We start from the raw sequence: 13,458 nt of genomic DNA on the forward strand, positions 1-13,458 counted from the left end.
TTACTCTTGCATCCGTGACCCTACGCCTGTATGACACCGCGACCCGATCGGTCCGGGACTTCGTCCCGATGACGCCCGGGCAGGTCGGTATCTACCTGTGTGGGCTCACCGTGCAGGGCGGGCCGCACATCGGCCACCTGCGCTCCGGGGTGAATTATGACGTGCTGCGGCGCTGGTTCCTGCGCTCCGGGTACACCGTCACGTTCATCCGGAACATCACTGACATCGACGACAAGGTCCTCGTCAAGGCCACGGAGCAGGGCAAGCCGTTCTGGGCCGTCGCGTATGCGAACGAGCGGCTGCTGTCGGCGACGTACCTGAAGCTCGGCGTGCTGCCGCCGACCTACGAGCCGCGGGCGACCGGGCACATCACGGAGATGCACGAGCTGATCCAGCTGCTCATCGACCGTGGCCACGCGTATCCGGCGCCCGACGGCAGCGGCGACGTGTATTTCGACGTGCGCTCGTTCGAGGAGTACGGGTCGCTGTCCGGGCAGCGGCCCGACGACATGGAGCCGGCCACGGACGGGCCCGAGCGGGCGAAGAAGGACCCGCGGGACTTCGCGTTGTGGAAGGGCACCAAGCCTGAGGAGCCGGCCGAGGCCAACTGGCCGTCGCCGTGGGGGACGGGCCGGCCGGGCTGGCACATCGAGTGCTCCGCCATGTGCTGGCGTTACCTGGGCATCGAGTTCGACATCCACGGTGGTGGCCTCGACCTGAAGTTCCCGCACCACGAGAACGAGATCGCCCAGTCGCACGCGGCCGGGCACCCGTTCGCGCGGTACTGGGTGCATCACGCGCTGTTGAACCTCGGCGGCTCGAAGATGGCGAAGTCGCTCGGCAACGTCATCAACCTCGAGGCGCTGGTCGAGTCCGGTCTGCGCCCCGTCGAGGTGCGCTACTACCTGCTCGCGCCGCACTACCGGTCGGTGATCGACTACACGCAGGAGGCACTGGAGGAGGCCGCGGCCGCGTACCGTCGCCTCGAGAACTTCGTGACCCGTGCGGTGGAGCTCGTCGGGCCCGGAGTGGTGGGCGACGTGCCGGACGCGTTCGCGGAGGCCATGGACGACGACCTGAACACCTCGCGTGCGCTTGCCGTCCTTCATGATGTGGTGCGCGACGCGAACGGTTTCCTTGCCGCTGGCGATCTGACGGCGGTGTCCAAGGCGTTGAGCACCGTGCGGGCCATGTTGGACGTCCTCGGCCTCGACCCGCTGGACGCGCAGTGGGCCTCCACGCAAGCCGGAGACCTCACCCGTGTGGTCGACTCGCTCGTCGCGCTCGCCCTGGAGCAGCGCACCGCGGCCCGCGGCCGCAAGGACTGGGCCGCCGCCGACGCGGTGCGGGACCAGTTGAAACACGCCGGTATCGCGGTGGAGGACACACCGGCCGGTCCACGATGGACGTTGGAGAGCTGAGAACACATGCCAGGCAACTCTGAACGCCGCGGCAAGCGGGTCGTGTCGAAGAAGGGCGCCGCGAAGGGCACCGGCGGCAAGAACCGCCAGTCCCTCGCGGGCCGCGGTCGCACCCTGCCCGCCGACGAGCGCCCCTGGCACAAGGGGTACAGCGGCGACGAGGAGCTCCCGCAGAAGACCGCCCGGAAGCAGGCCAACGAGCTGCGCGCCGCCGCGGCCCAGGGGCGGGCTCCGAAGATCGGCCAGCCGGGCACCAAGCGCACGGCCGGCAAGGGCCCCTTCAGTGTCAAGAAGTCCGGGGCGGCCCAGGGTTCGCGCTCGACGCCCCGGGTCTCGCCCGGCCGCAAGTCGACGCAGCCGAAGGACGGCCCGGAGCTGCTCGTCGGCCGGAACCCGGTCGTGGAGGCCCTGCGCACGCACGTGCCGGCGACCGCGCTGTATGTCGCGATCGGCCTCGACATGGACGAGCGCGTCAAGGAGTCCGTGCGCACCGCCGCCGAGCGCGGCATCGCCATCCTGGAGATCACCCGCGCCGAGCTCGACCGCATGACGGGCGGTGTCCTGCACCAGGGGCTGGGCCTGCAGGTCCCGCCGTATGCGTACGAGCCGTTCGCGGACCTGCTCGCGGCGGCGAAGGAGCACGCGGCTCCGCTGCTCATCGCGCTTGACGGCATCACGGATCCGCGGAACCTCGGCGCGATCATCCGGTCGGCGGCCGCCTTCGGCGCGCAGGGCGTGTTCCTGACGGAGCGCCGGTCGGCGGCCATCACGGCCACCGCGTGGCGGACCAGCGCCGGCGCGGCAGCGCGGGTGAAGGTGTCGCAGGTGACGAACCTGACCCGGTCGCTGAAGGCGTGCCAGGACGAGGGCTTCATCGTCGTCGGCCTGGACGCGGACGGCGCGACGTCGCTGTACGACCTGGAGGCCGCGGTCGGTCCGCTGGTCGTGGTGGTCGGCTCGGAGGGGCGCGGGCTGTCCCGGCTCGTCGGGCAGACGTGTGACCTGAAGGTGGGGATCCCGATGATCTCCGAGGTGGAGTCGTTGAACGCTTCGGTCGCCGCCGCGGTGACCCTGGCGGAGGTCAACCGCCGCCGCACCCACTGACACTGGAAATGCGCCGACGGCGTCACCGGGGTACCCCGGTGACGCCGTCGTTTTGTACTGCTCGATCTACCGCAGTGTTTGCCGCTGTGGTGCGCCGGCCGAGCTGGATTGCAGCAGACCTTGGTGGGCCACGCTGCCGCTCTGGACCGACGGCACCGATCCGGGCAGGAACTCGAACGTGCCGGCCACGTCGATGACGACGTCGACCTTCCACGCCGCGTTGAACACGTTGAACTTGTTGCCTGGGCCGACGTTCACGAAGGCGGCGTTGGGCCGGACCTCGTGCGGGGTCAGGTTCAGGTTGCTCACCAGCGGCTGGGCGTCGCCGGCCGCCCACAGGCTCAGGTACGTCGAGTTCGCCGGGTCGACCCCGGTCACGTTGGTCACGAGCGCGTACGTGTTGTCACCGGCGACCGATGCCGGCGTGGTGACCGTCTTGGTCCCGGTGCCGGTGAACGTGGTCGCGCCCAGCCCGTCGCGGGTGTCGACGATCCGCTTCGGGGTCAGCGGGTGGAACCGCAGACCACCCGGGACCTGACCGTCGTCGTAGAAGCCGAAGATGTCCACGACGATGTGCGTGCTGCCGCTGGAGAAATTGGCAACGCCGATCGACGGATACCCGTTGCCACCGCACTCAGAGCACCACGAGGTCGGCACGACCGCCAGGTTCGGCACCACCGAGCCCTTCGTGAAGTTCAGCGTCGACGCGAGCGGTGGGTTGTACGTGCCGGGCCAGGCCGTCACATACCCGCCCTGGGTCGGGGTGACCGCCGTGATGTTCACCGCGAGTGCCCGGATGTAGGGGTTGAACTTTGCGCCGTAGCTGACCGGAATCCGCACGTACTCGTACGGACCCAGCGGCCCGCCGAATTCCGGGTCACGGCTGTCCAGCAGTCGCTCCGGTTCGGTCGGCCAGTACTGCCCAGCGGGGTACCGGGTCTGCGTGTCGTCGTAGCCGAGGTAGTAGCCCAGCACGTCGGCGATGACGTGGACGTTGCCGGCAGCGTTGTAGATGTCGATCTGGCCGTTGGCGCCGACCGGCACGGTGACGGAGTTGGCGCCCGTCCACCCCGCCGGGAAGTTCAGACTCGACGCCGTCGGGCGGGCGACACCGGTCGGGTAGACGGTGAGGTAACCCGCCGAGGTCGGTTCCGTCACGGTCATGTTCAACACGACCGCCGACACATTGTTCAACGGGATGTAGCCGACGCCCCCCAACTGCAGGTGCAGCGTCTTACCGCTCCCGATCGGTGCCTTCGGCGCACCCTGGCCTTCCCGCGTGTCGAGCACCCGATGTGGGCCTTCGGCCACGTAGGTGCCTTCGGCGCCGAGGCGCCCGGTCATGCGCAGGTCGATCGTCCGTTTCCCGAAGGTGCTGTTGTCCGGGATGGTGATGGTCGCGGTTTGCACGGCGGCCGCCGTGGGCTGGCCCTTCACACTGATCGTGCAGGTCTGCCCGTACTGCAGCGTGACGTTGGAGCAGGTGTTGCCGGTGATCGCGAACGCGGCCGGCACCGCACCGCCAAGCGAGGCAGCACCGAGCTGGAGTGCCGAACTCCCCGACGACGTGATCGTCACCGTCTGCGCCGGTGCGGTGTGGCCGAGGTCGACCGTGGCGAAGCCGAGGGAGTTGGGCGTCTGGGCACCGTCCACATAGGCCATGTCCGAGTGCCAGCGGATCTCGCCGCGTGCTTCGACGCAGTCCTGCATGCGGAAGCTGGCCGCGATCGACGTGACGGCCTTGCTCGCCGGGTCGCGGGTGAGGGAGTGGATGGTGAGCGAGCCCGTCGACGTGTTGCAGCCGACGTGGTCGCCGAACACGTCCAGGCCGTAGTGCGTCGCGTCGCCGAACCTGGTCGTGGGGAACGTGCCGGTGCTGAGCGTCTGCCCGGTCGGCGCGCTCACCAGGGCGTAGTAGTAGTGGTCGCCGCCGATCTGTTGGGCCCCGAACTGGAAGCCCTCGTCGCCTCGCATGGTCAGCGAGATGGTGGAGTTGCTGGGATCGGCGCCGTAGCTCCAGTATCCGTTGATGGTGAAGGCGTCGTACGGAGCGGTTGGCCCAGCCGCATTGGCCACACCGGGCAATGCGGTTGCGGCAAGGGTTACCGCTGCAAAGACGACACCAAACCTGCGCAAAAGGCGCATCTTACTCCCCGTTGTTTGGCTGTTGATGTTGCATCAACGGCAAGCACAATAGAGATGCACAAGCTTTGATTCAATCGGCCGTTCGGCCTTGAGCTTGTCGATGTAACCCACCTGGAAATGTTCTAGGTAGGTTACAGTTGCTTGGTGGAGAGCAGCGACGGTGTCGAGTTGCTGCTGGATGTCGGGTTGGATCGGCGGGTCACGGGCAGCGCCGAGGTTGAGATCGGCACGGGCGACGGTGCGTGGTCACGCCGGCAGGTGCTGCTGCTACGCCATTCGCCGAGCCCGCAGGCGATCGATCGCGCCGTGGCGGCGCTGCGCCCGCACGTGGACGGGTTGCTGTTCGTGGTCGCTCGGGCGGGGCGTGCCCTCCACCTGGCTGCTGAGCGGGATCACCGCGTCGCCTACGCGGCGGTCGACGATGCCGTTGTCCACTTCCAGGGCGAGGTGCACCGGGCCGGTGAGCAACGGCCGGCCGGTCCCGGGCATCCGGGGCGGACGAGTTGGGCTCGGCTGGCGATGCTGCGGCTGTTCGCGCTGAGCCCTGCCGGGCCGTTGTCGCAGTCGGAGATGGCGCGCCGGCTCGGGGTGTCGCACGTGGCGATCGGCAAGCAACTGCCGCTGCCCGAGGAACTGGTGGCGCGGACACCGGCGGGCTGGCAGGTTGTCGACCGGGCGGGGTGCTGGGACCGGTTCATGTCGCACTATCCGGGGCCGCGGGGGCTGACCACGTACTGGGCGGCGACCGGAGACCTGGCGGCGCAGCTCGAACGCATCGAACAGGTTGCTCGGCCGGCCGTGTCGGGCGATCTCGCCGCCGACCTGTACGCCCCGTGGCGACGGCCGGGCCGGGTCGTTGCGTACGTCGTCGATCAGCCCGCCTTGGAGGAGCACGGCTTCGCCACCGTGCGGTCCGCGGACGCGACGGTCGAGCTGTGCACCCCCAGGGATCCGACGGTGCTGACGATGTCCCGCGAGTGGCCGTCAACGAGGGGCCCACGCCGGTACGCCGACCCGCTGATCGCGGCGTGGGACCTGCGCCGGTCACCCGGCGGGGACGTCGACGAAGCCGTCGACCAACTTCGAGCGCGAGCATTGCGGGAGTCACTATGGGCATGACGCGTCGTGTCGAGCTCGCGGCCACCTCGTACGCCGACGAGCTGTCGATACGATCGCTCGCGGAGATCACGGCGATCACCGCGGACCAGAACGTGCGCATCATCGGCGGGCAGATGGCGTCGCTGCTGCTGACCGCGTTCCCTGTCGCCGGGATCGCCGTGCGCCGCACCCGCGACGCCGATGCCGCCATCACCACCGAACTCGCCGGCTCCGGCGTCATCCATCAGCGTCTCCTCGATCACGGGTACACCGCGACCAGCGGCAACAGCTACACGCGACCGGTACCCGACCTCGCCGTTGCGGGCGGGCCCGTTCCGGAACTCGCCGTCGACCTGCTCATACCCTCACTCGACGGGCGCTTCCGGCCGCAGGAACACGGCGGGCGTGCGTTCGACGCAGCTCCCGGGCTCGCCCCCGCCCTGGCCGCGGACCCCATCGTGATCGACGCCAGAGCACGGATGCTCGACGGCGCCACACTCGAGTTCACGGTGCCGGTGCCCACGGTCGAACTCGCGCTGGTGATCAAGGCGCTCGCGTACGGCTCACGGCAGCAACCCCGCGACGTCGAGGACATCTACCGCCTGCTGGAGATCGTCGACACCCACCCTGCCGGCGAGATCGGCGGCTGGCGGCTGTCGGAGACGCCGTTGCGGGCCTCGCGCCGCGACGCCGCGGCACACCTGCACGAGCTGGCCCGACGCAGCCGGCGCCTGAACGACCTCGACGTGCCCGCAGCCCGGCTCGCAACACTCATTGCGTCCCTGGTCACCCGACCTGGCTGAACTGCCGGAGAGCCAGGTGACCAGGCAGGCATCAGACGGGTGGCATCGGTACTGTCCGAGTGTGTTCGACACGCACGCTGCACTGACCGAGGTGTTGGCCGGCTTCAACGACTTCAGCATCGAGTACGACCACGGCAAAGTTCAGCGGCTCGCCGAGAGCGGGGACCGCACCCTCGTGCCGCGGGTGCAGGCGGGGCTGGAGCGCTCGCTCGACGAGGAGAACTTCTTCGGTGTCGAGGTGCTGGCGCAGGTCCTCGCCGGAATCCTTGGCCCGCGGGCATTTCCGCTGCTGTTGAGGGCCATCGCGCGGCCCATACATCACGACTGGGACGGGTTGTCGGCGACGCTTGCCGATTTGATGGGCGCCGACCCGGTCGGGTGCCGCGCGACGGCGGTGTCGTTCGCCACCGAGCGGCACACCGACCTGCGTCGTGCCGGGTTGTGGGCGCTGGGGTACGTCGTCACGCCCGAGGACTTCGATCTCCTGGAAGCCGCGCTGCGCGACCCCGACGTGGAGGTGCGCGGCGACGCGCTCGGGGCGATGAGCAGCCTGCGTGACGACCCGCGGGCGCTGGCCGCGATGCGTGGCGTGCTGCAGGATCCGGCCCCGTGGATGCGCGACCTGGCCGCGCGCATCCTGGCGGGACCTACCGCGCCGTGAAGTAGTGGCCCGCAGCCAGGTCCTCCAGGAGGGTCGGATGGGTCGGGGTCCAGCCGAGCTGCTTCTGGGTGACGGTGCTCGAGGCGGGGATGTCGGCGGCGAAGAACGGGCCGAGCCAGCCGAAGTGGTCAGGGGTTGCGGTGGTGACCGGCAGCCCCAGGCCCTGCCCGATGGCCGTGGCGATGTCGCGGGCCGGCACGCCCTCCTCGGCCACCGCGTGCACGATGGTGCCGGCCGGGGCTTCGAGCGCTTGGCGTACCAACGCGGCAGCGTCGGAACGGTGCACTGCGGGCCACCGGTTGGAGCCGTCGCCGGAGTAGGCCGACACGCCGTGCTCCCTCGCGATGCGCACGAGTTGGGCGACGAAGCCGTGGTCGCCGGGGCCGTGGACGGTGGGGGCGAAGCGGAGGCTCACGGTGCGGACGTCGCGGTCGGTGTACTCGAAGGCCAGGTTCTCGGCGCCGCCGCGAGGGGCGTCGGGACCGCGCAACGGGTTCGGGTCGTGTTCGGTGGCGACGCGGCCGGGGGTGAGCAGGGCGACGCCGGACGCGAACAGGAACGGGCGGCCGGAGCCGGCCAGGGTGTCGCCGATGGCCGAGACGGCGGCGCGTTCGGTGCGGCCCGCGCCGGCGTAGTCGGTGAAGTCGTGCTTGAACGCGAGGTGGATGACCGCGTCGGCGGCCGCGGCGCCGGTGCGGAGGCTGTCCAGGTCGTCGAGGCTGCCGTGGTGGACCTGGGCGCCGGCGGCGGTGACGGCGGCGGCCGAGGCGTCCGAGCGGGCCAGGCCGAGGACGTCGTGGCCGGCGGCGATGAGCTCGGGGAGGACGGCGGACCCGATCCAGCCCGATGCTCCGGTGACGAACACCTTCATGAGAAGCTCCTTAGCGATGTCAGAGGCTGACATCAGGAACCATAGCGCGTGATGTCAGAAGCTGCCATCACTAGACTCGGGGACATGGGACGCTGGGAGCCGGACGCGAAGGGGCGCCTGATGGTGGCGGCGCTGGAGCTGTACACCGAGCGCGGCTACGAGCAGACCACCGTCGCGGACATCGCCCAGCGGGCCGGCGTCACCGAGCGCACGTTCTTCCGGCACTTCGCGGACAAGCGGGAGGTGCTGTTCGACGGCGCCGGCACGCTGCAGGAGACGGTGGTCACGGCCATCGCCTCCTCAGCCGCGCAAACGGCGATCGAGATGGTCGGCGCGGCCATGGAACACGCGGCGGCGATGATGCAGGAGCGGCGCGACTTCGCCCGGCAGCGGGCCGCCGCGATCGCCGCCAACCCCAGTCTGCAGGAGCGTGAGCTGCTCAAACTCGCCACCCTCGGCGCGGCGGCGGCGTCCGCGTTGCGCGACCGGGGCGTGCCGGAGCCGACCGCCACGCTCGCCGCGGAGGTGGGGGTGACGGTGTTCAAGGTGGCGTTCGAGCAGTGGATCGACGACCAGCCGGACTTCCCCGCCTGCATCCGCGCGACCCTCGAAGGCCTCAAAGCGCTGCAGTGATCGCGGGACCTCCTCATCGAGTCGTCGATGCCAGCGGTGCTGCTGGACCTGTGCGCGCACGTGACGGCGTGCGAGATCCTCGTGGCGCGGTGGGCCGCGGGCGACGTCGCTGACCATCTCGCGCTGGTCCGGTTTCCGGGGGAGCAGGTGTCCGAGTACGCCCGGCGTTCGTTCGCGGACTTGAAACGCAGCCAGGCGAAACTGCTCGGCGCCTCCCGTTCGTCGGCCTGAACGGACTGTTTGGCGGCGCACCTAGGATGGGCCGGTGACTGAGCCTCAGCAGGGCTTCGCGATCGGTGTCGACCTCGGCACGTCGAACACGGTGGCCGTGGTGCGCTGGCCCGACGGGCGGACCCGACCGCTGCTCGTCGACGGTGCGCCGATCATGCCGTCCGGGGTCTTCCTCGACGAGCACGGGCGGCTGCACGTCGGTCGCGATGCGGCCCGCCTGGCGGGGCTCGACCCCTCGCGCTTCGAGCCCAACCCGAAACGCCGCATCGACGAGCCGACCGTGCTGCTCGGCGACCGCGAGATCGCGACCGTCGACCTGCTCGCCGCGATCCTCGCCGCCGTTGCCCGGGCCGCCGTCGAGGCCGTCGGGTTCCTGCCCACCGCGGTGCTCACGTATCCGGCCGCGTGGGGGACCCACCGGCGGGACGTGCTCGCCACCGCCGCCCGGCGCGCGGGCTGGCCGCCGGTCATGCTGGTCCCCGAGCCGGTTGCCGCCGCCCGCTACTTCGCCGATGTACTGCGCCGCCCGGTCCCCGTGGGCTCCGCCCTCGCGGTCTTCGACTTCGGGGGTGGGACGCTCGACATCGCCGTGGTCCGCAACGACAACGGGCGGTTCACGGTCATCGGGTCCGGGGGTGTGGAAGACCTCGGCGGGCTGGACATCGACGCGGCGCTCGTCGAGCACCTTGGGCAGCTGATCTCCAGCATCAACCCGGCGATCTGGGACGCGCTGCGGAACCCGGCGACGACCACTTCTCGGCGGGACCGGCGGCTGTTCTGGGACGACGTGCGCGGGGCGAAGGAGATGCTGTCGCGGACCACTGTCGCGCCGATCACTGTGCCGGGCTCGGACCAGGCGATCCACCTGACCCGCGAGGAGCTGGACCGGGTCATCGGGCCGCTGATCCGCCGGGCCGTGTGGGAGACCGGTTCCGTCATTTCGGGCGCCGGGTTGCGGGGCGATCAGCTCGCCGGGCTGTTCCTGGTCGGCGGGTCGTCCCGGCTGCCGCTCGCGTCGCGACACCTGCATGCCGAGTTGGGGATTCCGCCGACGGTACTGGAGCAGCCCGAACTCCCGGTCGCCGAAGGTGCCCTGGCCGAACTGGCACCGCCCGCGCCGACGGTGGGGTTCGGTGGCGCCGAGATGACCTCGGCCACCGGGTACGGTGCCGCCCCGACCGGCTTCCACGGCGCGTCGACCGGGTCTCCGGCCGGCTTCCATGGCGCGCCGACCGGGTCTCCGACCGGCGCTTTCGGCAGCGGACCCGCTGCCGCGCCGGTGTCGCCCGGGTTCGGTGCCGCGCCGACGTCCGGTGGGTTCGGGGCGCCGACCTCGGGTGGGCCGCCTTCCGGGTATCCGATGTCGGCGTCGCAGGTGATCCCGCCCGGGCAGTACAACGGCGCACCGCCGACCGCGCCGTTCCAGGCCGCCGCGCCTGGTTCGGTGCCGCCGCCGGTTTCAGGAACGCGCGGTCGCTCCCGGCGCGGGCTGTTGATCGCCGTTGCCGCCGCGGTCGTCGTGCTCGCGGTGGTGGCCGGCGGGTACCTCTGGTTCTTCCGCGACCGGAGCACCACCGTCGACTTCGCCACGCTGAAGGGCGAGAAGTCGTTCGAGATGGGCGACCCGACGAAGCTCGACGCCATCCACTCCGCCACCGTCAACGACCGCGCCGTCATCGGCTGGAAGGTCGGCAAGCAGTACTTCATCCAGGCCATCGACCTGGGCGGCATGAAGGTTTCGTGGCCCAAGGTCACGATCGATCGCGACTACAGCAAGTGGACCGTCGCGGCGTACCAGACCGGCATCGTCGTCACCGGCACCGGCTCGGAACTCGGCAGCGTGTTCATCCTGGACTGGAAGAACGGCAAGACGGTCTGGCAGGGGACGATCGACACCTACGACCTGCTCTACCCGCTCGGTCCGGTGCTGGCGATCCACCGGTACGAAGGAAAGAAGACCGAGGCGGTCACCTGGGCCGGCAAGAACGCGTGGACCCGACCCGATAACGCCAAGGGCTCGGTCATCTACGACCAGTCCAACAGCGCCGACCTCCGCGGCCCCGGCAACTACAGCGGCGTGTCTACCAGCCGCGACATGCCGGCCCGCGACGACCTCATCAGCATCGACGGCGACGACAAGATCCGGCTCATCAACGCCACCAAGGGCGAAGAGATCCGCAGCTGGAACAACGTCGGCGAGTACGGCGCCAAGTACCTCGCGCACGACGACAAACTGTTCGTGGCGGGCGGCAGCACCAAGTACACCGTCAATGCCTACAACCTCGGCAGCGCCGGCGAACCCAGCCAGATCTACAGCTTCGCCAACGACAAGGTGCGGCTCATCGACTGGTCGCCGTGCGCCGACGGGCGGCTGTGTCTCATCGACGGCAGCAGTTCCGACGGCAAGGACAACACGGTCCGGGCGATTTCCATCGCCGACAAGAAAGAGGTCTGGAACGCGCCGGCGCCGGGCAGCACCGTCCTCGTGCCCGCCGGCCGGCAGGTCCTGGCAACGGACTGGGACAATCCGGCGAGCGTGCTGCTGTCGTACGACGGGAAACAGCTGCTGAAGAACGACGACAAGGGCTCTTACGGGGTCCGGGTCACGGCCGGCAGCCTCATGTTCTTCACGGGCACGCAGAGCGCGACGTCGGCGTACAACCTCACGCTGGTCGGGGTTTCGTCGGCGTCGGGGGAGCGGATCGCGCTGGGGCCGTTGACGAAGACGATCGGGTTGACGTGTTCGTGGAACGCGGCGGTGATCCTGTGTGCGAGTGAGGGCAAGTTCCAGGTGTGGCGGTTTGCTGCTGCTTGATTTTGCTCATGCAAAAGGGCCCGGCTTCTGGTCGCCGGGCCCTTTGCTTATTGCTCGTGCTTGATCAGATGCGCAGGCCCGTCGCGGCGTTGAACGCGTGGTGCGTGTTCACGTGCGGGCGGACGTACACGATCTCGGTCAGGCGCGGCGTGCGGCGCGGGTCGGCACGGACCACGAACCGCTCGTCCTGGCCCTCGAGGGCGACGGTGCCGTGCACGTACGCGTCCGAGCCGAGCTCCTCGACCAGGTCGACGGTGATCGGGATGCCACCGTCGTTCGGGCCGACCAGGTCCGTGTCCTCGGGCCGGAACCCGACGGTCACCCGGTTGCCGCCGCCATCGGCCTGCGCCGCGGCGAGCTGCTCCCGGGTCAGCGGCAGCGTGACGTCGCCGAAGCGGCCACCCTGGTCGCTCAGCGGAACGGTCTTGATGTTCATGGCCGGGGAGCCCATGAAGCCGGCGACGAAGACGTTGGCCGGACGGTCGTACAGCGCGCGGGGGCTGTCCACCTGCTGCAGCACACCGTCGAGCAGCACGGCGACCCGGTGACCCATGGTCATGGCCTCGACCTGGTCGTGCGTGACGTACACCGTGGTGATGCCGAGCTTCGCCTGCAGCGTCGCGATCTGCGAACGCGTCTGCACACGCAGCTTCGCGTCGAGGTTCGACAGCGGCTCATCCATGAGGAAGACCTGGGGCTCACGCACGATGGCGCGACCCATGGCGACACGCTGCCGCTGACCACCGGAGAGCGCCTTCGGCTTCCGGCCGAGGTAGTCCTCCAGCTGCAGCATCGCCGCGGCTTCCTTCACGCGCCGGTCGATCTCGTGCTTCGGCGTCTTGCGGAGCTTGAGCGCGAACGCCATGTTCTCGTACACCGTCATGTGCGGGTACAGCGCGTAGTTCTGGAACACCATCGCGATGTCACGAGCCTTCGGGGGCAGGTGCGTGACGTTGCGGTCGTTGATCAGGATGTCGCCGGCGTCGACATCTTCCAGGCCGGCGAGCATGCGCAGCGAGGTCGACTTGCCACAACCGGACGGCCCGACGAGCACGAGGAACTCGCCGTCACCGATCTCGAGGTTCAGCTGGTCCACCGCGGGGCGCGGGGTGCCCGGGTAGATCCGGGAGGCTTTGGAGTACGTCACCGTAGCCATGACAGGGTGCCACCTTCCACCGGCAGGAACGTGCCGGACGATCCGAGTAGAAGCTCTGAGCAGCGGCGGTGCCGCCCGGAGTTGGGGTAACAGTAGGCGGGGATGGCCCCTCTGCCAAGGTCAGTACGCGTTTTTGGTCAGATTCGTCCCGACTTGGCCTGCAGGTATGTCGGAGGCGCGCCCTACGGCCGGCCCGGTAGGATCGTCCTGTTGGCCGACGTGGCGCAATTGGTAGCGCACCCGACTTGTAATCGGAAGGTTGCGGGTTCAAGTCCCGCCGTCGGCTCTCCCGATCAAGCCCGTAAGCTCGGATTTTGTGCAGATCCCCGATTTTGGAGGGCCCGTCGGTGGGGCGCTCGTGCTCGTTCTGTGCTCGGACGAGTCCGTCGTGATATGAACCAGCTTCTGTCCGAGCCCAGGCGTCGCACATCCACCGCGCAGCACTTTCGATTTCCCGGTCAGTTAGTCGGGAAGCCGGAGGTTGAGATCCATGTGCGTAACGGTCGTTAGGACTGGTACC

11 protein-coding genes and 1 tRNA gene are annotated in these 13,458 nt (G+C 69.5%); 9 read left to right on the forward strand and 3 right to left on the reverse strand.

Going from position 1 to position 13,458, the window contains the following annotated elements; all coding sequences use genetic code 11:
• Positions 1 to 14: 14 nt before the first annotated feature.
• Together cysS and rlmB are read left to right on the forward strand one after the other, a co-directional pair.
• Positions 15 to 1,421 (forward strand): cysteine--tRNA ligase, encoded by a 1,407-nt coding sequence (gene cysS, locus ACFPIJ_RS23670; RefSeq protein ID WP_380117357.1) that lies wholly within the window; start codon positions 15 to 17, stop codon positions 1,419 to 1,421.
• 6 nt (positions 1,422 to 1,427) lie between these two features.
• Positions 1,428 to 2,525 carry a 23S rRNA (guanosine(2251)-2'-O)-methyltransferase RlmB gene (rlmB, locus tag ACFPIJ_RS23675; protein WP_380117358.1) on the forward strand — a complete coding sequence of 366 codons (1,098 nt, stop codon included), beginning with the start codon at positions 1,428 to 1,430 and terminating at the stop codon, positions 2,523 to 2,525.
• A 66-nt stretch (positions 2,526 to 2,591) separates the two neighbouring features.
• On the opposite strand, the gene ACFPIJ_RS23680 is transcribed toward rlmB, so the two are convergent.
• Positions 2,592 to 4,601 (reverse strand): choice-of-anchor D domain-containing protein, encoded by a 2,010-nt coding sequence (locus tag ACFPIJ_RS23680; RefSeq protein ID WP_380117359.1) that lies wholly within the window; start codon positions 4,599 to 4,601, stop codon positions 2,592 to 2,594.
• A 213-nt stretch (positions 4,602 to 4,814) separates the two neighbouring features.
• Here ACFPIJ_RS23680 and ACFPIJ_RS23685 point away from each other — a divergent pair, with 213 nt between their 5' ends.
• The 3 genes from ACFPIJ_RS23685 to ACFPIJ_RS23695 all read left to right on the forward strand — a co-directional run bounded on the left by ACFPIJ_RS23685 (position 4,815) and on the right by ACFPIJ_RS23695 (position 7,232).
• Positions 4,815 to 5,789, forward strand: coding sequence for a hypothetical protein (locus ACFPIJ_RS23685; protein WP_380117360.1), 975 nt, complete (start codon positions 4,815 to 4,817; stop codon positions 5,787 to 5,789).
• Positions 5,786 to 6,571 (forward strand): hypothetical protein, encoded by a 786-nt coding sequence (locus ACFPIJ_RS23690; protein ID WP_380117361.1) that lies wholly within the window; start codon positions 5,786 to 5,788, stop codon positions 6,569 to 6,571. The genes ACFPIJ_RS23685 and ACFPIJ_RS23690 overlap by 4 nt, the downstream gene beginning before the upstream one ends.
• Positions 6,572 to 6,632: 61 nt before the next feature.
• Positions 6,633 to 7,232 (forward strand): HEAT repeat domain-containing protein, encoded by a 600-nt coding sequence (locus ACFPIJ_RS23695; RefSeq protein WP_380117362.1) that lies wholly within the window; start codon positions 6,633 to 6,635, stop codon positions 7,230 to 7,232.
• Here ACFPIJ_RS23695 and ACFPIJ_RS23700 read toward each other — a convergent pair.
• On the reverse strand, positions 7,219 to 8,103 hold the full coding sequence (locus tag ACFPIJ_RS23700) for an SDR family oxidoreductase (RefSeq protein ID WP_380117363.1): 885 nt from the start codon (positions 8,101 to 8,103) through the stop codon (positions 7,219 to 7,221). The genes ACFPIJ_RS23695 and ACFPIJ_RS23700 overlap by 14 nt on opposite strands.
• Positions 8,104 to 8,187: 84 nt before the next feature.
• Here ACFPIJ_RS23700 and ACFPIJ_RS23705 point away from each other — a divergent pair, with 84 nt between their 5' ends.
• The 3 genes from ACFPIJ_RS23705 to ACFPIJ_RS23715 are packed head-to-tail and all read left to right on the forward strand — an operon-like array spanning position 8,188 to position 11,782.
• Entirely contained in the window at positions 8,188 to 8,736 is a 549-nt protein-coding gene (locus ACFPIJ_RS23705) for a TetR/AcrR family transcriptional regulator (RefSeq protein ID WP_380117364.1), read from the forward strand.
• 27 nt (positions 8,737 to 8,763) lie between these two features.
• Positions 8,764 to 8,967: a hypothetical protein gene (locus ACFPIJ_RS23710; protein WP_380117365.1), complete on the forward strand. Its 204-nt coding sequence runs from the start codon at positions 8,764 to 8,766 to the stop codon at positions 8,965 to 8,967.
• Between the two features lie 34 nt (positions 8,968 to 9,001).
• Complete coding sequence (locus tag ACFPIJ_RS23715; protein WP_380117366.1) at positions 9,002 to 11,782, forward strand: Hsp70 family protein; 2,781 nt, start codon at positions 9,002 to 9,004, stop codon at positions 11,780 to 11,782.
• 64 nt (positions 11,783 to 11,846) lie between these two features.
• Here ACFPIJ_RS23715 and ACFPIJ_RS23720 read toward each other — a convergent pair whose 3' ends face one another.
• Positions 11,847 to 12,938: an ABC transporter ATP-binding protein gene (locus tag ACFPIJ_RS23720; protein WP_380117367.1), complete on the reverse strand. Its 1,092-nt coding sequence runs from the start codon at positions 12,936 to 12,938 to the stop codon at positions 11,847 to 11,849.
• A gap of 213 nt (positions 12,939 to 13,151) precedes the next feature.
• Between ACFPIJ_RS23720 and ACFPIJ_RS23725 the strand changes: the two genes are divergently transcribed.
• Positions 13,152 to 13,224, forward strand: a tRNA-Thr gene (locus ACFPIJ_RS23725).
• The last annotated feature ends 234 nt before the right edge of the window (positions 13,225 to 13,458 follow it).

Origin of the sequence: Dactylosporangium cerinum (assembly GCF_042653625.1) — a bacterium.
GTDB classification, from domain to species: domain Bacteria; phylum Actinomycetota; class Actinomycetes; order Mycobacteriales; family Micromonosporaceae; genus Dactylosporangium; species Dactylosporangium cerinum.